General features: G+C 45.2%; 18 protein-coding genes. 15 read left to right on the top strand and 3 right to left on the bottom strand.

Annotation, left to right across the window (positions count from 1 at the left end; genetic code table 11):
* Positions 1-103: 103 nt before the first annotated feature.
* The 7 genes from ACXACN_RS03075 to ACXACN_RS03105 all read left to right on the top strand — a co-directional run bounded on the left by ACXACN_RS03075 (position 104) and on the right by ACXACN_RS03105 (position 6,295).
* Positions 104-739, top strand: coding sequence for a DJ-1/PfpI family protein (locus ACXACN_RS03075; protein ID WP_474962229.1), 636 nt, complete (start codon positions 104-106; stop codon positions 737-739).
* A 134-nt stretch (positions 740-873) separates the two neighbouring features.
* The gene (locus tag ACXACN_RS03080) at positions 874-1,254 is read left to right on the top strand and encodes a hypothetical protein (protein WP_474962231.1); all 381 of its coding nucleotides are present in this window, start codon (positions 874-876) and stop codon (positions 1,252-1,254) included.
* 174 nt (positions 1,255-1,428) lie between these two features.
* The gene (locus ACXACN_RS03085) at positions 1,429-1,938 is read left to right on the top strand and encodes a GNAT family N-acetyltransferase (RefSeq protein WP_474962233.1); all 510 of its coding nucleotides are present in this window, start codon (positions 1,429-1,431) and stop codon (positions 1,936-1,938) included.
* 535 nt (positions 1,939-2,473) lie between these two features.
* Positions 2,474-3,745, top strand: a complete 1,272-nt coding sequence (locus ACXACN_RS03090; RefSeq protein ID WP_474962235.1) for an L-lactate MFS transporter — start codon at positions 2,474-2,476, stop codon at positions 3,743-3,745.
* Positions 3,746-4,394: 649 nt separating this feature from the next.
* Entirely contained in the window at positions 4,395-4,775 is a 381-nt protein-coding gene (locus ACXACN_RS03095) for a sporulation protein (RefSeq protein WP_474962237.1), read from the top strand.
* Positions 4,776-4,802: 27 nt separating this feature from the next.
* The gene (locus ACXACN_RS03100; protein ID WP_474962239.1) at positions 4,803-5,591 is read left to right on the top strand and encodes a TerC family protein; all 789 of its coding nucleotides are present in this window, start codon (positions 4,803-4,805) and stop codon (positions 5,589-5,591) included.
* Positions 5,592-5,854: 263 nt separating this feature from the next.
* The gene (locus ACXACN_RS03105) at positions 5,855-6,295 is read left to right on the top strand and encodes an RDD family protein (protein WP_474962241.1); all 441 of its coding nucleotides are present in this window, start codon (positions 5,855-5,857) and stop codon (positions 6,293-6,295) included.
* A gap of 100 nt (positions 6,296-6,395) precedes the next feature.
* Here ACXACN_RS03105 and ACXACN_RS03110 read toward each other — a convergent pair whose 3' ends face one another.
* The gene (locus tag ACXACN_RS03110; protein WP_474962242.1) at positions 6,396-6,872 is read right to left on the bottom strand and encodes a DUF456 domain-containing protein; all 477 of its coding nucleotides are present in this window, start codon (positions 6,870-6,872) and stop codon (positions 6,396-6,398) included.
* A 253-nt stretch (positions 6,873-7,125) separates the two neighbouring features.
* Positions 7,126-8,130, bottom strand: a complete 1,005-nt coding sequence (locus tag ACXACN_RS03115) for an aldo/keto reductase (RefSeq protein WP_474962244.1) — start codon at positions 8,128-8,130, stop codon at positions 7,126-7,128.
* A gap of 110 nt (positions 8,131-8,240) precedes the next feature.
* Between ACXACN_RS03115 and ACXACN_RS03120 the strand changes: the two genes are divergently transcribed.
* A complete protein-coding gene (locus tag ACXACN_RS03120) occupies positions 8,241-10,595 on the top strand; it encodes a penicillin acylase family protein (RefSeq protein WP_474962246.1) in 2,355 nt (784 codons plus the stop codon).
* Between the two features lie 4 nt (positions 10,596-10,599).
* Here ACXACN_RS03120 and ACXACN_RS03125 read toward each other — a convergent pair whose 3' ends face one another.
* A complete protein-coding gene (locus ACXACN_RS03125; protein ID WP_474962247.1) occupies positions 10,600-11,079 on the bottom strand; it encodes an SRPBCC family protein in 480 nt (159 codons plus the stop codon).
* A gap of 494 nt (positions 11,080-11,573) precedes the next feature.
* Between ACXACN_RS03125 and ACXACN_RS03130 the strand changes: the two genes are divergently transcribed.
* The 7 genes from ACXACN_RS03130 to ACXACN_RS03160 all read left to right on the top strand — a co-directional run bounded on the left by ACXACN_RS03130 (position 11,574) and on the right by ACXACN_RS03160 (position 19,769).
* A complete protein-coding gene (locus tag ACXACN_RS03130; protein ID WP_474962248.1) occupies positions 11,574-11,789 on the top strand; it encodes a hypothetical protein in 216 nt (71 codons plus the stop codon).
* Positions 11,790-11,803: 14 nt separating this feature from the next.
* Complete coding sequence (locus ACXACN_RS03135) at positions 11,804-12,805, top strand: DUF3231 family protein (RefSeq protein ID WP_474962250.1); 1,002 nt, start codon at positions 11,804-11,806, stop codon at positions 12,803-12,805.
* A gap of 209 nt (positions 12,806-13,014) precedes the next feature.
* Positions 13,015-13,563: a hypothetical protein gene (locus ACXACN_RS03140; RefSeq protein WP_474962251.1), complete on the top strand. Its 549-nt coding sequence runs from the start codon at positions 13,015-13,017 to the stop codon at positions 13,561-13,563.
* 39 nt (positions 13,564-13,602) lie between these two features.
* On the top strand, positions 13,603-14,640 hold the full coding sequence (locus ACXACN_RS03145; protein WP_474962252.1) for a DUF2332 domain-containing protein: 1,038 nt from the start codon (positions 13,603-13,605) through the stop codon (positions 14,638-14,640).
* An 807-nt stretch (positions 14,641-15,447) separates the two neighbouring features.
* Positions 15,448-15,744, top strand: coding sequence for a hypothetical protein (locus tag ACXACN_RS03150; RefSeq protein WP_474962254.1), 297 nt, complete (start codon positions 15,448-15,450; stop codon positions 15,742-15,744).
* 150 nt (positions 15,745-15,894) lie between these two features.
* Positions 15,895-17,826, top strand: coding sequence for a bacteriocin maturation protein (locus tag ACXACN_RS03155; protein WP_474962256.1), 1,932 nt, complete (start codon positions 15,895-15,897; stop codon positions 17,824-17,826).
* Positions 17,823-19,769, top strand: a complete 1,947-nt coding sequence (locus tag ACXACN_RS03160; protein WP_474962257.1) for a TOMM precursor leader peptide-binding protein — start codon at positions 17,823-17,825, stop codon at positions 19,767-19,769. Before ACXACN_RS03155 ends, ACXACN_RS03160 begins: the two co-directional genes overlap by 4 nt.
* Positions 19,770-19,772: the final 3 nt, after the last annotated feature.

The following is a 19,772-nucleotide window of genomic DNA, read 5'->3' on the forward strand; positions in this document are numbered from 1 at the left end:
AAATGCGTTACCCTATTTTCTTATAGCACTAAAAAGGTAAGACTAGCATTTCAACACACGGAGCAGGTTAGTGCAATAAGAGTAATTTTTTTGGAGGGGTAATATGATTAATGTTTACATTTATGCACTGGACACATTAGCAGACTGGGAGCTTGGATATGTGACGTCAGAATTAAATTCAGGTCAATACTTTAAGAAAAATAGCGATAATGTTTCTGTTAAGATCGTTGGGGCTGACAGGGATTCAATTGTAACCAAGGGAGGGATGAGAGTTATACCAGAGATAACCACTGACAAAATCGTTTCTTCTCCAACGTCAGTTTTGTTGCTGCCAGGGGCAGATACGTGGAATGACTCAAAACATAAACCGATTATAGAAAAGGCAACTGAACTGTTAGAATGTGGAGCAATTGTTGCTGCAATTTGCGGTGCTACAACTGTACTCGCCGAAGCTGGTTTATTTAATAAACGTGTACATACTAGCAACAGTCTTGATTATCTCAAGATGGTAAGCCCGAGTTATAAAGGAGAATCCTATTATAGAGATGTTAAAGCTATTTCGGACCAGAACTTGATAACAGCTAGTTCTGCAGGTGCGCTTCCATTCGCTCAAATTATACTAGCTAAGTTAGATGTGTTCTCTGAGGAGACCCTTGAGGCGTGGTATAGCTACTTCAATACGGGTGACCCTAAATATTTCTACGATTTAATGCAGACACTGCCTTCTTATATGAACTGAATGAACAAATGTTTATAAAGTAAATTAAAATATCTTGAATTCGAATCTTCAAGAAACGGGGCTTTACTTCAATAATGAGAGTACCTTTCTTATTAATCAAGGATGCCATTGATAAATATAAGGAGGGATATTATATGGACAGAAAGTTGTTGGTGGTATTGCTAATTTCATTGCTGCTCCTTGCTTCTTGTAGCACGCAAACTCTTAATTATTCTGGAGAGACGGAAAATTGGAGTGCTGACTTAAAAGTAAATCAAACCAGTGATGATTATGAAACCCAAAAGTTAGTACTAAAGTACAAAGGTGATGATGTAAACGAAGTTGGCCCTATTGATTACAATGTAGATAGTCTTGGGAGTTTCGGAAGAGGAAGCGTCACATTAAAAGAAAACGGCACTATTGTTGACAGCGCTACATCTAATCCTACGAATGCCAAAGTTTCCGAACACACTGAGGTCGAAGTTACAGTAGAGTGGAATGAAAATACTGAAACATTTAAACTAAGCAAACAATAAGTGACCGTAGACTAAAGGGTGTATTAGTGATGATATATCTCGAGTTTAAGTCTTCAAGTAATGGGGGCGATTGTTCAATAGAGCAATCGCCCTTTATAACATACAAACGATGAAGTTCATTACCGTTCACATTGATAGATTATTTATATCATGTACGAAAGGCTGGAAAAAATCATGGTAAAAAAAGAAGCACCGAAAATTCAAACAGAACGATTGGTTTTACGTCCGAGAGCGGAAAAAGACATTCCCAATATGCTTAAAATGTTTAACAATGATGAAGTAAGAGAATTTCTTGGAATTAATCCCCCTCGTGATGAACACTCGATGTTAGAAATGGTTAGGAATCGTACTGAAACAAAATGGACGGTCGCATTAAAAGATACGGATGAGTTCATCGGTGATGTAATGATTCCAGAAATAGCAGAAGGTTATCTTGGCGAAATTGGTTATCGCTTCATGAGGGAGCATTGGGGAGGCGGTTTCGCGTATGAAGCGGTTTCCGCGGTCATTGAGCATAGTAAAAGCACATTAAATCTTAAACGCCTATTTGCTACTATAGATAATAAAAATATGCCATCAAAAAAGTTAATTGAAAAACTAGGATTTACGTTGGTAGCGGTGTTGCCTGAATCGCATTTACACGGCAGAGTTGCCGATGTAGCTTACTATTCTCGTATAGTATAAGCATTTTTACGCTCTCCTGAGAAAAATGAACAAACAGGTGAGTGTTTAAATGGGGAGTATATTGGGTCAAGCGATATGATTTTCAATAAGTGTAACGCCTTTGATCTTAGCAACAGGAGAGTTGGTTCTAGGAAGACATGTATTTGGTATTAAAAAGGCGATTGGTTTGTTTATTGGTCATGCTTAGCTAAAGCTCCTCCTATAATCCTTAACAGTCAGTATATCTGCGCTAAATGAGGGAGGGTAGCAAGAAGTTATGTTAGGTATTATATTATATTATATTATATTGTCGTCTTTACCCCATATATTCATAGGAGCTTTGATTGCGTCTCTAATTTTCACATACAAATTAAAATGCTAAGGATACCATCATTCACACTCTAAAAGCATCGCTTAGCAAGACTTTGTGATTACTCATATACCATTATTGATTCATTTTTGATTTCAAATAATTTGAAATAGTTTGATTTTTATACTCACTCATTGTATTCTATTTTATGAATCCGCTTACAAAGAGATGAAGGAGGTACATAATATGCAAGCAATGAAAAACAGATGGTTAATTGCTTTATCAGCTATTTCCATCCACCTTTCCATCGGAGGTGCCTACGCATATAGCGTATATACCACCCCCGTAAGTGAACAAATGGGTTGGACCCCAACTCAAGTAACGATTGCATTTACCATTATGATGGCACTGGCTGGGTCATCCGCAGCATTGTTTGGGAAGTTTGTTGAAAAAAATGGTCCACGAAAATCAGCAATTCTGGCTGGTGTTTTGTTTGGGTTAGGACAAGCCGGTTCAGGGATTGCGATCGCGATTGATTCACTTCCATTTTTCCTATTGTGCTACGGGGTAGCAAGTGGACTTGGACTTGGCATTGGCTATATTTCACCCGTATCAACTCTTGTGAAATGGTTCCCTGACCGAAGAGGTTTAGCAACCGGATTAGCGGTACTTGGTTTTGGAACAGGAGCTCTCATTACAGCGCCCGTTGCAGCCCTTTTAATGACTGCAATTGGAATATCTAATACCTTTTACGTATTAGGGGTAGCTTACTTTGTTTTTATTATATTAGGTGCTTCTTACATAGCCCCACCCCCGAAAGGCTGGATGCCAGCTTCCATGAAAAAAAATATGGCCTCAGGGAATAAAGTTTATAAAAAGGATTTACAACAATTGACTTCAAAAGAAGCGGTTAAAACAAAGCGTTTTTGGCTGCTTTGGACGATGATGCTTATTAATACGACCGCAGGAATTATGATGATTTCAGTTGCTTCACCGATGGCCCAAGAAGTTGTGGGATTATCAGCTGCTGCAGCTGCCACTATGGTCGGAATTATGGGTGTGTTTAATGGTGGAGGTCGTCTTGGCTGGGCAACAGCTTCAGACTATATTGGCCGCCCTAATGTTTTTCTGATCTTTTTCTTAATACAAACGGTTGCTTTTTTCATGCTTCCGATTACAACAAACATCATCTTATTCCAGGTATTAATTTTACTCGTTGTGACTTGTTACGGCGGAGGATTCTCTAATCTCCCTGCATTTATTGGTGATTTGTTTGGAACGAAACAACTCGGAGCCATTCATGGGTATTTGTTGACAACATGGTCTCTAGGTGGCGTATTTGGGCCTATGATTGTTTCGCAAATTCGGGCTAGAACCGATAGTTACACAGCTGTATTTTACGTTTTTCTTGCTTTAATACTCTTAGCGCTTGTTGTTTCCATTCTTATGAAAATAGACATTAAAAAGACTGAGAAGGATCTAAAACAACGACAAGAAGAAGATGTCGTAAATTATTAATTAGGAAACCAGAGCATTTGCTTTGTAAAGTTGGATCGCGTCTTACCGGCGAGATTCAACTTTTTTCTTAGGAATGGGATTGTTGAATGGATTGGAATCTAGTCGCTTTCCTCAGGGGTCTACGCTAGACAACCTCTCGATCGTAATCCATTGCAAGCAATTGCATCATAAATAGAATGTATCGAGTAGAAATTAGAAAACTAGAGGCTGTCTTAGATAGTGTTTTATACATAAGGTCTCGAAAGCAAGTCTTCCAGAAACGAGGGTTTTTTTTCTACAACCTTCCGTATTTATAATTTTAGAAATAAAAGTATCGCAATCAAATCTTCCACAAGCCTGCCATATTCATAAATAAAAAAAGTTTCATAATGCAGAAAAAAAGAATTGACATTTTTCAGAAAACTCATTATGATTGAGGTACAGTAAGCGAGTGAAAACTGTGCTCAAACGAGCTTATATAAACTCCAAAGGGGAGTAGCTTACAGTTATGTCGTCATTACGTGGCCCATTCGGCCTCCGGCATACCTGGCAACGTAAAACGTTGTTCGCGAGACCTTTGCCATGATGGTAAAGGGATAATAATGAACGCTCAAAAACCTTTACCGTCTGTCGGTAAAGGTTTTTTTATATTCTATAGGAGGGATCTTCATTGTTGAAAAATTGGTTGAATGGTTTAAGGATCATTACCCCGAAGGTGGATCTCGTTCTCGATTCAAAAAAAGAGGAACCTCACGTCCTGTCTGGGACCTTCCATCTGTATGGAGGCTTTAGGAAACAGAAGATTAACCGCCTGGAATGTGATTTAGTTGTTGTTGAGCCCGGGAAGAAGGCGACACTTGTAGAACCTGTTACGACTGTGCTGATGACTAGGACCATAGAAGCAGGAGGGTACGGGAAGTATCCTTTCCGTTACGAAATGCCTGATGAACTTCCGCCATTATCTGAGGGGAGGTCCTATAAACTTCAGACAAGACTGGTCTATGAGAACAATGCTAAGAGTTTTGATCATGATGAAATCATTTTTAATTAAAACATGATAAATAAGGAGTAAAGAAAAATGGACTTTGGTTTACTTATGGAATACGGCTGGGTGTTGCTGATTTTGATTGGTCTCGAAGGAATTCTTGCTGCGGATAATGCGCTCGTCATCGCGACAATGGTGAAACATCTTCCTGAGAATAAGAGAAAGAAAGCCTTATTTTACGGGCTTGCGGGTGCATTTTTGTTCCGATTCGGCTCATTATTCCTCATTTCTTACCTCGTCAATATCTGGCAGGTTCAGGCCATCGGGGCGATGTATCTTATCGGAATTGCCGCTTATCATTTGTTGAAAAAGCATGTGCTTAAACCTAAGATCAAACGAACCGAAGTCACGGAGAAAAAGGGATCTGGATTTTGGATGACCGTTGTTAAAGTAGAGCTTGCTGACATTGCTTTTGCTGTGGATGCCATTTTAGCTGCGGTAGCCTTAGCTGTAACCCTTCCTTTGACAAGTCTCCCGCAAGTTGGTGGTCTGGATGGCGGTCACTTTGCTGTCATTCTAGCTGGAGGTATTATCGGGCTGATCATTATGCGTTTTGCGGCCAGTCGATTTGTCGGTTTGCTTGATTCTCGGCCGGGTCTTGAAACAGCGGCTTACATGATCGTCGGCTGGGTAGGAGTGAAACTTGCCGTTTATACATTGGCTCACCCGGAGATCGCCGTACTTTCCGAAGGTTTTGCGAAAAGCGCTCCATGGAAAATCACGTTTTGGTCCGTTCTATTGTTGATTGCGGTTGGTGGTTGGTTTCTATCAAAAGAAAAGACCCAGAAGACAAACAATACTCCAGTAACCGATGTTTCATAAACGCCATTCTATGTGGAGAGAAAGGCATGGTTTACTCATCTGCAAGTATTGATAGGGTTTGAATAAATCTCAGAGAATTAATTCTCTGAGATTTTCTTTTTTATGAAGATTGTAAGAAAAAAGCTTAGTTCATCTTATCCGCCATTCTTCTCATTTTAGTGAATAGCCATGGTTTGAACATACCAATATCATCCATCATAATGAGTATAAATATGGAGGAGAAACAAAAGGCTGCATAGATGGAGAACAAAGGGGAGAGAGGTTTGGAAAATCCAGCTGGTTTTTGGAACAGAGTTTCATCAAGGTTTGTGGATGGCTTTATTTTAGCGGGGATATTCGGTGTCATTACTGGGGAGTTTTCGACTTCTGCTGATCGGTTCACGGTCACCGATGTGCTGGCAATCTTTTATGCTCTTTTTTTACCACCGATCTGGCACGGCTATACGCTTGGCAGGAAAGCTTTAGGGAACAGAATCGTCAGAATTGATGGTGCGGATGTGGACTTTATTACGATCGTTAGACGAGAAATCGGAGGATGGGTTCTGTATTTTGTAACGTTCGGGATCGCTCTTGTCGTCAGTGCCTTTATGGTTGGATTAAGAGAAGATAAACGAGCGATTCATGATTTTATCGGAGGGACTTATGTTACAAAAGATGCACCAACGAAGAAGGGCCAAACCGAAAGCGATGACATCCATGCTTAACTTTACGGCACGATTGTGGAGATGTCATCTGTAAGATTCATACATACATCAGCTAAATAAAAAATCTCAGAGCAATAAACTCTGAGATTTTTTATCGTTTTTAAATATCAAAGAAAAACCAAATGATGAGAATCGCTTGAATGATAATCTTAGCCACTGTTCCACTGAGAAATCCGAACAGTGATCCGATGGCTGCTTTGAAGGCCTCTTCCGACGATCGTTTCTGGATGAGTTCTACAACGATGACAAGCACGAATGGAATGAGAATGATGCCGAACGGCGGAATAATGAACGATCCGATGATGACACCGATGGCGGCCGACCGTTCGCCCCATTTACTCCCGCCGTACTTTTTCACGAAATAACTGTTAGCAATGATGTCTGAGACGATGAGAAGTATCGTTAAGACCACAGCTCCGATCCAGAAGAAGACCGACAGACCGCTGCCATTGATGAAAAACGCATAAGCAAGGAATCCGATCCATAGCACGAGCGGTGCAGGTATGATCGGGAAGATGACACTTGCAAAACTTGCTAGGAAACAGGCGATGATAATCACCCAAATGACGATATCCATAAACATGTACCTCCTGAGTTTCTGATTCTGTCTTTTATACGATTGACGAGAATAAAAGTTTCTAAACTTTTATCGGAATTCTTGTTCTATCTTTCCATGTCCTGTAAAGCGATCTCATCGTCCTCTACCGTCAGCTCAATGTCCTATAACGCGGCTTTAACGTCCTCTACCACCAGCTCAACGTTCCCTAACTCTCCTTCAATGTCCTGTAACATAAAAAACGAACCCTCCCACGAGAGGGTTCGTACAAATATTATCTGATTCCTAATTCTTGACGGTCAGGGGGAGCCATGAATTCTGGTCCTACAGGATCGTTGACGTGCTTCAGCAAGATTTCATCAATATCGTGTCTTGTTTCTTCATCGATCGTAAAGCTGTCGACACCGTCGATCGGGTTAAGCTGATCCGGGCGGCGTCCTCCCATAAGAGCGATGCCGGATCCTGGCTGGTCAAGCACCCAGCGGATCGCCAGCTGCAGCACGCTTTTTCCAAAACGGTTTTCGGCCAGCTGTTCGAGTTCACTTACAGCGTTCAAGTACTGCTTGAAACGTGAAGATTGGAACTTCGGATCATTGTTCCTCAAGTCATCGCCTTCAAACTCTCGGTTTGTGGACATTTTTCCTGACAACAACCCGCGGCATAAGGAACCGTAGGAGATGGTCGTGATGTCATGGTCCTGGGTGTAAGGCAGCGTCTTCGATTCGATCTCCCGTTCGAACAGGTTGTACGGTGGCTGCAACGTGTGCAGTGGGGCCGCTTCCCGGAAGATGTCCATTTGTTCTGGTGAAAAGTTGCTGACACCGATGGCGCGTATTTTTCCTTGTTTGTAAAGGTAGGAAAGGGCTTCTGCCGTTTCGTGGATCGGTGTGATCGGATCCGGCCAATGGACTTGATAGATATCGATGTAATCGGTTTTCAATCGTTTCAATGAATCTTCGACTTCTTTATGGATGCGTTCTTTGCTGGCATTACGGAAAACGGAGTCTTCGTTCCAGTCAATGCCTACTTTCGTCGCAAGCAGAAGGTCTTCGCGTCGTCCGTATTGTTCGACAGCTTTTCCGATGATTTCTTCTGAGCGTCCGAACCCATAAGCAGGTGCGGTATCGATCAAGTTGATGCCCTGGTCAAGCGCGGAATGGATCGTTTTTACGGATTGTTCTTCATCCGTGCCTCCCCACATCCAGCCGCCAATCGCCCATGTGCCAAGGCCGATGCGGCTCGCTTCCATGGTTGTATTGCTAATTTTAATTTTTTCCATTCTAACACCTCCAAAGTCAAGCACATTCGTCTCATACCCGTTTCGAAAATTCCTTAATCTATTTTTCTCGAAAATGAGATATAATGGAGGAAAGTTCTGGAGGTGGGGGAATGGAGACAGCAAGACAGATAGACCCACAGAAAAAGAGGAGGCCACGTTGGAAAAAGGTCACTTGGATGACACTCGGCATCATCGTGTTATTGATTGTTAGTGCTGTCATTTTTGTAAACGCTTACACATTGAGGAGCCTGCCTGCAACCAACGGGGAGAAATCACTCGCAGGACTGGAAGCGTCCGTGACCGTGACAAGGGATGACCAGGGAGTGCCCCATATTCAGGCGGAAAATGAACTTGATGTTTTTCGTGCGCAAGGGTATGTGCAAGCCCAGGACCGGCTCTTTCAAATGGAGCTTGCACGCAGACAGGCATCCGGGAGGTTGAGTGAAGTGGTCGGGGAGGCAACGATCGATCAGGACCGTTATTTTCGGACACTTGGCCTCCGGCGTGCGGCCGAAAAATCCCTCGCTATTTATTCTGATGAAGCCATCCAAAGCCTTGAAGCGTTTGCGGAAGGAGTCAATGCGTACATGGAAACGGAGCCGCTGCCTCCGGAGTTTGCGATGATGAACATCAATCCTGAGCCTTGGACGCCTGTCGATTCGTTGACGATCGGCAAATACATGGCGTTCGACCTTGGTGGCCACTGGGAGCGGCAGGCGTTCAACTATTATTTGCTTCAGAACTTCAGTGAAGAGGAAGCCTACGAACTTTTCCCGACCTATCCTGAAGATGCCCCGACGGTTCTTGCAGAAGCAGATGCGGTGGATATTGAAAAAAGTTTCGCCAACGTCATCATTCCGAATGAATTCAACGGCAGCAACAACTGGGTCGTGAGCGGCGAACGTACAGCATCTGGAGCGCCGATGCTCGCCGATGACCCCCACCTCGGGATGGCGACCCCTTCCATCTGGTATCAAATGCATTTGGAAGCTCCGGGTTACAACGTTTCTGGAGTTATTTTTGCAGGGATTCCCGGCATCATCCTCGGCCATAACGACAACATCGCCTGGGGTGTGACCAACGTCGGCCCGGACGTGCAGCAGCTGTACTTAGAAAAAAGGAACCCCGAGCATCCGCACCAATTTTTATATGAAGACGAGTGGGAAGAGGCGGATGTTTTTACAGAAACGATACACGTGAAAGATGGAGATCCTGTCGATCTTGAGGTCGTGGAGACCCGGCATGGTCCTGTCGTCAGCGATTATGCACGCGAGTCCGGAAAAGATACGCTGCTCTCGTTACGATGGACCGCTCTTGATGCGACGACAGAACTCGAAGCGGTGCTTGAAATGAACCGGGCCGAGGATTGGGAGTCGTTTGAAAAAGGGTTGGAGAAATTCCTCGTTCCTGCACAAAATTTTGTTTTTGCCGGAAAAGATGGAACGATTGCTTACAAGGCGAATGGGCAGGTTCCGATTTACAACGAGCCGGAAGATGCGTTACTTCCGATGAGGGGATGGGAGTCTGAGGATGAGTGGCAGGGTTTCGTGCCTTTTGATGAACTGCCTCGAAACGTGAACCCGGAAGAAGGGTTCATCGCGACTGCGAACAATAAAATCACTACAGACGAATATCCGTACCACATCAGCCACAATTGGGCCCAGCCGTACCGCTATGCGCGCATCAGCCAAATGCTTCAAGGAGAAAAGGAGCTGACCATCGAGCAGTTCCAAGCGATGCAGATGGATGTGAAGAATCTTCAGGCAGAAGAATTTTTGCCATTCCTCATTCAGCAGGTCGAACCTGTGACACCCCTTGAAGAAGAGATCATTGCGCTGATGACCGAGTGGAACAGGGAAGATGATCGAGATCTCGCCCAGCCGTTGATTTTCCATCGGTGGATGGCGAACATCGAGGATGAACTTTATAATGTCGACCTTCCTAGAAGTATTCAAAAATTTTTTGAGGGATCTGGGCAGACCACCGACGAACTGCTGCGAAAGGGTGAAGAATCCCGTTGGGTCCAAAAAGCTGGAGGCATGGAAACTTTAATTTCTGAAGCTTTTCTTGCGACTGTGAATGAGGTGAAGGAGGAGTTTGGTGAAGATCCTTCTCAATGGACATGGGGGGCAGCACATGCGGTGGAATTCACCCATCCGCTCTCAAGCATCGGATATCTTGAACGATTTCTGAATCCAGGCGATCCTCATCCAGTCAGCGGCAGCCGCGTCACGGTCCGCGCAGCCGGCTTCAATAGCAAAGGGCTCGTCAATCACGGAGCGTCCTGGCGTTTTGTCATCGATATGGCCGATCCTACCGAAGCGTACCACGTGGTCGGACCAGGGCAGTCCGGTCACTTCAGAAGCGACTGGTACCATGATCAACTGGACGATTGGGTGGAAGGGGACTATCACCTGACTTCCACCGATGATGTGGACGGCGAGGTTTTGACGCTCACCCCATAAGAGATCATGGCTCAGAGTTTAACTCTGGGCCTTTTTCTTCTTCTGCCATCTTTTTCAATTCATGGGCACGAAGTTCGATGAACCCTCTCATGTATTCTTCCAGGAACAATCGGTCGGCAACTACACCGAGGGCACCAAATGGGGAACGATAGTCAAATGTGTCCACCATCAACGTACCCTCGGCTTGTTCGAAAAACTCATGCGTGTGGGTGAACGAGTGGAATGCTCCTTTCACCATCACATCGACAAAGCGATGCGGGCGGTCCATTTCTGTTATCTGTGCCGTCAGTCGTTGGCGAATGCCGAAATGTGTCGCTTCCCATGTCACCTGATCGCCTTCTTCCATCCAACCTTCCGTAACCCCGGCCACTGCTTTTTCGTTTGTCTTCCTGGTCGTTTGAGTATGGACATCTACATTTCTTGCAAGGTCGAAACACACATGTGCTGGTGCTTCAATCAGTATCTGATGAACAATCACAGGCACCTTCACCACTCCTTCCCACCAACGTTTCCACCATTATAACCCATCCAAAATGACTCAGGTTCGATATGCTTGTGTGAGTTTAGGGGCTCCGGGAAACCGTTCGCTTTCCATGGGGCGGGCGGTGATCCTCCTCGGACTTCGTCCTCCGGGGTCTCACCTGTCTCACACGTCCCATAGGAGTCTCACTGTTTCCCTCCGCCCCTTTACCATATAAGTGTCTCGAAACCTCTTAAAGTATATCCAGCTTTTCATGCTTGCTACAGGTAATTCAGTAAATGTACCTCTATAACGGTCATTCCTAGCGTGACACCATGACATATAGCCCTTTCTACTGGACCTAAAAGGGGGATCCACTACGTATGGGGTGGACTTACACTGAGCGTTCCCCAATCCCTGCCTAAGAAGGCATAAAACGCTCTGTATCAAGCATTCATTAGGAAAGTAGAATACGGATGGAGGAATCGTGCCACTCTATAGAAAAGGAGTGTGCGCGCATGACGGAAGAACAAATGAAAGATGTCTTTGAAACTTACGGATATGAACAGATGTACAGTCGTTTTCAAACCCCTTTGTACGTGACGGGGCTGTTGGATGATGTGGAGGAAGAGGTATTGGAGGATTTTTTCGACAACATCGAATTAACACCAGCAGTATTTTTCGATGAATTCCGTTTTTGGTTTCAATACTTTTCTACAGCACAACGAAACTAGGGAGGTTAATAATCATGAGTCAGGATGGTCGGATTGTCCCGTTAACTTCGGGAGAGATCGGAGTACTATGGGCCGGTTACATAGGAGAGACGATGTTAAATGTAGTGATGGAAGGTTTTCAAAACCACGTCATCGACCGGGATGCTAAAAAATTACTTGGAGAAAACGCAGCATTGACCAAGGAAAGGATATCAGCTTATCAAGAAATCTTCACTCAGGAAGGCATGAAGGTGCCCCATGGGTTCGGGCAACACGATGTTTTTCTGGATGCCCCCCGGATGTTTTCTGACAAGTTTTATTTGTTCTACTTAAAAGAAATGAGTCGTTCTTCCATCATTAATTATTCCAATGCTTTATTTGCTTCTCACCGAAGAGACATTCGGATGTTCCTTAAAAAGAACATGGAGGAGTATGTAAAGGTTTTTAATGACGCCATTGAAGCGCTGCTTGAAAAAGGAATTGTCATCCGAACCCCAAGTATACCCATGCCGACAGAGGTGACCTTTGTTGAAGATAAAGCGTTTCTTGGAAAAGTGAGAGGGAAACAGAGGGCGATTTCTGCTCAGGAAATCAAAGAGCTCTACATTAACTTGGATACCAATATGCTCGGAAAATCCTTGATGATCGCTTTCAGCCAGTCTGCAAAATCAGAGGAATTGAAAGAATATCTCGTCAGGGGGAGAAAGATCTCCCATAAACATATCGATATCTTTATCAATAAGCTGATCGATGAGGATCTCCCTGCACCACAGTTGTGGGATCCGGAGGTCATGGAGTCCACCATTCCTGTGTTCTCCGATCGTCTCATGCACTATCATACCGGTTTGGCATCTGGGAGCGGGTTATCCAACTATGGAGCTGCTCTATCACAAATCGCAAGAAAAGATTTATCTCTCTCTTTTGCCCGTCTCGCAGTGGAGACAGCCAGGTTTGCATCTGATGGAGCTGAACTGAGTATCAAAAAGGGCTGGCTCGAACAACCGCCGTTGGCTCCTGACCGCGATCAACTTTCTTAAAAGATTTCTGTTTTAAAATAGACCAGCAACACCCGGTCAGTAGGAATGAATACAGGCTTGGAGGTTGATTCCTTCAGCCTTTTTTTTATGGGAAGGAGTGGCTGTCCTTCCTTCTTTCCAGGAGAGAAGTGGTATGTTATGTTTTGGTGGAGAGCGTTACCAGAATAAGGATACACCCATGTTAAAAACCATAGAAGGATGTGATGATTTTGAAAATTAGAGGAATCCTTTCATTCACAACCATCATTCTCCTTTTCATCAGTGTTTGGATTGCAGTTGAAAAATCAGATGCTTACGATGAGCCGCAGGAAGCGCTCCACGCTGTCAAAGAGGGGCTCACCCTGATCCCTGGGAAACGAATGAATGGAGAAGCTTTATTCTTTTTTATCCAGGATGACATGCATATAGGAGCTGCTTATGTTCAAGACCGTTTATTCGGCTGGGAGGCAGGAATGTTGTCCTTCAACCCTTTGGATAAGGAAAGACTGGGTGATCAGTTGAATCGTCTTTTCGTTCATGGCGACCATCTCATTTATGGTGTGGTTCGAAACGGAGACGAGCGAATCGTTAAAGTGGGGGATACAAAAGCATCCATGGTCGATGTAACAGCCACGCTTTCTGGAAATGATATCGTCAAGCACCAATATGAGGGGCTGTATATCTGGTACACAGAAAAAGAGAGAACATCGCACAATGAAATTAAACTTTTACATAAACAGGATGAAGAAGTCATTGACTCGATGGTCCTAAACAGATAAACGAATGAAAAACGTGATCGAAAGGTGGGAAGAAACCGTATGAATACGAAAAAGATAGCTGCAATGTTCCTTGATTTTGCAAGGAATGAGTGTGAAGGATCAAGTGAACTGTACAAGCAATTATCCGTGCAAATCGCTGAAGATGAGGAACTCTTACGATTATGTTTGGAAGCACGCGAGGGACAGCCGGTTCCTAACCTCCTCTTTGCTGCCGTGCACCAGTTACTCTTGCAGGACTCTGACCATGAGCTCGCAAACTTTTACCGTAGCATCACGGACGCACCAATACGAAATCAAAATCCTTTTCCTGCCTTTAAGGCTTTCTGTATAGAGAAGAAAGATGCAATCTTTACTCTGCTGAAAACAAAGCGGGTACAGACCAACGAGGTTCGCCGGTGCGCCTATCTTTATCCCGTCTTTTGTTTCATTCATCTACAGACGAAAAAGCCTCTATCGCTCATTGAAATTGGAACAAGTGCCGGGCTGCAGCTGCTGTGGGATCAGTACAGCTATTCCTATGAAGACCATCATCACATATACGGAAGAAGGGATTCCTATGTTCATCTCGCTTCGAAGGTGAGAAGGGGATCGCTTTCTCAATATTTACTCGAAGGGACCCCTCCTGTGAAAGAACGGGTAGGCATCGACTTGCACGTCAGTGATTTGACACAGGAAGACGATGTTCAATGGTTGAAAGCACTGATCTGGCCCGAACATGAGGACCGCAGGAAAAACTTCGAAGCAGCCGTTCAACAACTGAGATCCAACCCGCCGGTACTGAAGGAAGGGGATGGCGTATCCATGCTTTCTTCACTTGCAGATCAAATGCCAGAGGACTCGACTCTATGTATCTTTCATACCCACGTAGCCAACCAGATGCCGCCAACCGTTAAAAGGGACCTTCTTCAGAAAGTGAGTCAAATCGGACAGCAAAGAGATGTGTTTCATATCTACAACAATATGAATGACCGAAAGCTTCATGTCGATTCTGTAGTGAGTGGCGTTTTTAAGACGGTGACGATCGGTGAAACGGATGGTCATGGGAGGTGGTTTGATTGGGAGTTGGAGTCCCATTGAGATCCTGGAGTTTTGGACAACGGTGAAAAAGTAGCCTCTATGCTTGATGAATTAGAAATCATTTAATCCATTTTAAAAAAGGATTTGTTAAAGTTAGTGGTTGATATTTTATTATCTCGAAACTATGTCTTCAAAGAACTGGCAGGTTTCTATAAGACTTTATTTCGAGACTTTTGTGCTGTGGATAGGGGCTACGGGGAATAGCTCGCTTTCCGCGGGAGCGCGCTGAGCCTCCTCGGACTGCGTCCTGTGGGGTCTCACCCTGCACTTTTTTCCCGCAGGAGTCTCGCCATTCCCCTCCGCCCCTTTGCCATATAAGTGTCTCGAAACTAATTTCAGAATTAGGTGCTTCCTATACGTATTAGAAGCTATAACATTTATCTCCATCGTATGAATAGTGATCATAACCGCTTGTTATAGAGCGTTTTCTTACTATAGGTAGTGATGGTGAAAGATGCTCCTTCCTGGTATTGGGGTTCGTTTCTCCATACTATAAAAGGGGTGGTTGGGGAGCTGCGAGACTCCCGTGGGAGAAAGGAGATCGGCGAGATCCCGCAGGGCATTAGCCCGAGGAAGCTCGCCACTCCCCCACAGGAAAGCGAGTTGCTTCCCAACCACCCCTGACGCGCACCATGGCAAACGAACCCCCGGAACATTTCGAAACTGAGTCTTCCACAATCGGGAGCGTTCGTTGAATGTGCAATTCCCTCATCAGTAACAATCCATAGGCTTTCATCATACGTTGTTGTGAACGTAGTGCTTTGTGTTTTCAGCGCACAAAGACTGGAACGATGGAGGGGAAAAAAGTTGAATGAATTTCAAAATCAAATTCAGAACTTAGATGTCGGTGAATTTCATGCTCAACAATTAGTCCCGAGTCAGCAGGCAGAAGCATATTCGAATGATGCGCGTTTGTGTGTCGGCCTTGGATTCGGACTTGGAGGATGTTTCGGCTGCTTCAGTTGCTTCGGTTGTGGCGGATGTGGAGGCTGTGCCCGCTGTGGGGGGTGCGGTGGTTGTGCCCGCTGTGCAGGATGCGGAGGCTGTGCTCGTTGTGGAGGCTGCGCCCGTTGCGGAGGCTGCGGACGATGCGGGGGTCGTTGATTCATCGACCTTTGCAGACATAAGGAACGAGAATGAGAACCCCTGTTGGATATTCCGACAGGGGTTCTTCGGTGTTGTCCACGCATAACCCACGTGTCGCTGTACATAAAATCGGTTAGGAAGTCACCTTAGTGGGCAAGGAGGAACGTCATGACAAAGGTCCAACCTTCCATGTGTTTGAAAGTCAAAAAAGGTACGTTCTTTATGCCGGAGACCGATCGTGTTTACTTCAAGAACAATGCGGGTTCTTTCCGGATGGAAGGCCCGATGATCCAGCAGTGGATTGAAAAACTCATCCCTATGCTGAATGGGAGTCATTCTCTTGAAAGCTTGACGAATGGTTTACCGAAACCCTACAGTGAGCGGGTTTTTGAAATCACCGACACCCTGTATCAGAACGGGTTCCTTTCAGATGTCAGTCAAGCCCGGCCTCATGACTTAAATGATCAGGTGATCGAAGCATTTGCTTCACAAATTGAATACTTAGAAAGTTTCGTAGAATCCCCTGCCTACCAGCTCCAACAGTTTCGAAAGAAAAAAGTGTTAGCGATTGGCGAGGGGACGATGGTGACGGGGCTTGTATCTGCGATGCTTCAATCTGGACTGGCGAATGTATCTGTCTTCCTTACAGATTTGAGGAGGACAAATGTACACAGGCTATCGGAATTAGAAACAGCAGCCAGAAAAATAGACGAGGATGTATCGGTGAACATTCTCGTTGAAAGGGATCCCTTTTCCTGGTCGGAGGTCATCGATCCTTATGATGCGGTCCTATACGTATCCCATGAAGAGAGGGTGGAAGAACTTAAGAGCATCATGAACAGCTGTGTGGAAAAGAAAAGAGACTTCATTCCGTCTGCCGTTTTGGGGACTTATGGAATCGCAGGGCCCTATATCGATAAAGCTGCAAATAGCGATTGGGAATCGGCCTGGCGCAGCCTGCCCAAGCATATGAAAAGCGGCTCCCCATCCTTCCTGGCATCAAGACCCGCTCAATCGATGTTAGCAACGATTATGGTATTTGAATTGTTCAAGAAGATGACAGGAGTGCAGGAGTCTCAACAGACCAATCACGTCTATTTGATGAACTTGGAAACCCTTGAGGGAAGGTGGCATCCTTTTAAGCCGCATCCCCTCGCTACAAATAAATTTTCAACGGAAAGAATAGACCCTGGAGAGGAAGGTCTGCATGACAAAAAAGAAGAGAAGGAATGGCTCTATTATTTTGGTGAGTTAGCGGCGAGCCCTCTCGGTATCTTTCATCAATGGGAAGAGGATGACCTGGAACAGCTCCCTCTTTCCCAATGTAGAGTTCAAGTGGTTCATGTAAAGTCACAGCAATTGAATCCAGAGATCATTGCCGGAGGGAGAACCCATGAAGAGGCAAGGCGGGAAGCGGGTTTCATGGGTGTGGAGGCGTATGTGAAGCCGCTGAAACGTGAAATCTTACTAAGTCTAGACTCTCAAGCTGAGTCATCTTGTACGGTTCCTGATGACGACTTCTATATCGGTGCTGGAAAAAACCAAACCGAAGCATACTCTAGAGCTCTGCAGAAAGCTGTTGAAAACGTATGGATGACTGAGGACCATCACAATATCAAGAAAGCAAGAAAGATCACTTTAAACCGGATCGAAGATGAGTATTGCCGTTATTATTGGCAGGTTCTCAAGACGATTCATACGAATCCGGAGCTTGCCCTTTCCGAAGATGGTTTCGGATTTCCTGTGGTGTGGGTGAGAACACAGCACAGCAATTGGAGGGGGACGGTTTCGCTGCATGAGACACTGGCTGTCCGCAAGGCGTTATTTCTCCTCATCTTGGAGCATCAAAATAAAAACCTTCCATCCGCTTATTCCTTCCGTTCTTGTTCCCAGCTTTATTTTGAAAAAGAATCGGTGGCCGCTTATGACCTTCCATCTTTGGGAGCAGGAGACAACAAAGAGGTTCTTCATGGTGCAATCACGCAGTTGGAAAAACGTCAGCACAACCCCTCCTTTGTCAAAATCTCCATGGATCCTTTCGAGAGGGACGGGAGGATCGACCTTTGCGGGGTATGGGTGGAAAGGGAGGACCGTCGATGAGCCTTTTGATAACGGCTGTAGGAGATGGCGTGCTGCTTGATCATGTGGTCAAGGAACTGCAGCCTCATTATGAAGTCACCGGTCTACGTAGTTTTGAAAAGCCGGTTCCAAAACACACGGATTTGCTTCTCGTGTTAGAGGACGGTTGGAATCCGGCCACCTCGATCATGGGAGAAAGGATCGCCCGGGAATATGGGATCGTTTGGCTGAGAGGTTTTGTTGCTTTTGGTGAAGGTGTCATCGGCCCGCTCGTCCGCCCCGGTGGTGAGGGATGTTCTCAGTGTGCAGACTTGAGAAGAATGATGACAGGAAGCGATCGCGAGGACCTTTGGAACATTCAACAGAAACTAGCGGAGGTTACACTGGCAAGACAGGATGAATGGGTTTCTGTAAACGGGCTCCTGCAGATGACTTATTTTATTAAAAATGAGGTCCAGCGATGGAGCGAAGGAAAACGCGTCCTTACAGAAAAGGCCGTCCACCTGGTCAACATGAGAACATTGGAAAGTACGCGACATCGCTTTTTGCCAGATTCCCAGTGTCCGCAATGCAGCACGATTGTAGAGGATTCCCCTCTCCTTGCTGAGATGCCCCTGAAGCCGAGTGTGAAAATAAGTAAAGACAGCTTCCGCACAAGGCCCTTGGAGGATTTAAGCACATTCCTCACCAAAGATTACCTCGATCCTCGTACAGGGCTTCTCAATCATAAAATGATGGATTTTGAAACCCCGTTTGCGGATGTGATCGTAAATCTTCCGCTTATGAACGGCAATGAAGGGTCGGCAGGGAGAACAAATTCTTATGCGGCCAGTGAAAGGACTGCCATCCTGGAAGGGCTGGAACGCTTCTGCGGGTTGGATCCGAAAGGGAAACGAACACGTGTTTATGATTGTTACAGCAACCTCCGTTCAGCGCTTAATCCTTTGGATGTCGGCGTTCATTCAGATGATCAGTATGCAAAAAATGATTTTCCTTTCACTCCTTATCATCCCGATAAAAAAATGAACTGGGTGTGGGGGTATTCCTTATTACAGAAAAAGTCGATCTTAGTACCTGAAAGGCTTGCGTATTACAGCATGGGCTGTGGAGGCGGGTATATTTTTGAAACCTCCAACGGATGTGCGATCGGTGGGAGCAGGGAAGAGGCAATCTTCCACGGCATGATGGAAGTGCTGGAACGTGATTCTTTTCTTTTGACCTGGTATGCAGAACTTCCACTGCCACGGATAGACCCGTACTCTTCTGGTGACCAGGAATTGCTTTTGATGATCGAGCGGATGAAAGAGATCGCAGGTTATGATCTTTTTTTGTACAATGCGACGATGGAACACGGCATCCCTTGTATCCTGAGCGTCATCAAGAAACGTAAAGCGGACTCCGGAGAGTTGAATCTGATCTGTGCCGCCGGAGCCCATCTGGATCCCGTCAAAGCTGTAAAAAGTGCGGTATTTGAAAGTGTCGGCATGATCGCACCATTGAACAAAGAGTTCAAGAAGAACAAAGAGAACTACACAAAGATGCTTCACGATTCTTCGCTCGTGAAAAAAATGGATGATCATGGGATGGTGTATGGACTCCTGGAAGCGGAAGAACGACTTGGCTTTTTGTTGAATCAGAACGGCCCTCTTCAGACGTTTGAAGAAGCTTTTCATTACAAAGGTGCTCATTCAGACCTCACAGAGGATGTAAAAGACATTCTGAGCGTTTTCCAGAAATTGAACCTGGATGTCATCGTTGTAGACCAGACCGCGGGCGAATTGGAAAGGAATGAACTGCACTGCGTCAAAGTGTTGATCCCGGGGATGCTGCCGATGACTTTCGGACATCATCTTAGACGTCTGGAGGGATTGAACAGAGTCTTGGACGTTCCGAAGACGCTCGGTTATACCGACCGTCCCCTTACCCCAGGCGAACTGAACCCTTTTCCGCATCCATTCCCTTGATAG

This window comes from Halobacillus sp. AWM4_238 (assembly GCF_056158265.1).

Bases quoted from the DNA above. Each gene is read 5' to 3' on its own strand.
- ACXACN_RS03135 (WP_474962250.1), top strand. From the start codon at position 11,804: ATGAGTCAGGATGGTCGGATTGTCCCGTTAACTTCGGGAGAGATCGGA.
- ACXACN_RS03145 (WP_474962252.1), top strand. From the start codon at position 13,603: ATGAATACGAAAAAGATAGCTGCAATGTTCCTTGATTTTGCAAGGAAT.
- ACXACN_RS03080 (WP_474962231.1), top strand. From the start codon at position 874: ATGGACAGAAAGTTGTTGGTGGTATTGCTAATTTCATTGCTGCTCCTT.
- ACXACN_RS03130 (WP_474962248.1), top strand. From the start codon at position 11,574: ATGACGGAAGAACAAATGAAAGATGTCTTTGAAACTTACGGATATGAA.
- ACXACN_RS03075 (WP_474962229.1), top strand. From the start codon at position 104: ATGATTAATGTTTACATTTATGCACTGGACACATTAGCAGACTGGGAG.
- ACXACN_RS03160 (WP_474962257.1), top strand. From the start codon at position 17,823: ATGAGCCTTTTGATAACGGCTGTAGGAGATGGCGTGCTGCTTGATCAT.
- ACXACN_RS03115 (WP_474962244.1), bottom strand. From the start codon at position 8,130: ATGGAAAAAATTAAAATTAGCAATACAACCATGGAAGCGAGCCGCATC.
- ACXACN_RS03090 (WP_474962235.1), top strand. From the start codon at position 2,474: ATGCAAGCAATGAAAAACAGATGGTTAATTGCTTTATCAGCTATTTCC.
- ACXACN_RS03120 (WP_474962246.1), top strand. From the start codon at position 8,241: ATGGAGACAGCAAGACAGATAGACCCACAGAAAAAGAGGAGGCCACGT.
- ACXACN_RS03085 (WP_474962233.1), top strand. From the start codon at position 1,429: ATGGTAAAAAAAGAAGCACCGAAAATTCAAACAGAACGATTGGTTTTA.
- ACXACN_RS03155 (WP_474962256.1), top strand. From the start codon at position 15,895: ATGACAAAGGTCCAACCTTCCATGTGTTTGAAAGTCAAAAAAGGTACG.
- ACXACN_RS03110 (WP_474962242.1), bottom strand. From the start codon at position 6,872: ATGGATATCGTCATTTGGGTGATTATCATCGCCTGTTTCCTAGCAAGT.
- ACXACN_RS03100 (WP_474962239.1), top strand. From the start codon at position 4,803: ATGGACTTTGGTTTACTTATGGAATACGGCTGGGTGTTGCTGATTTTG.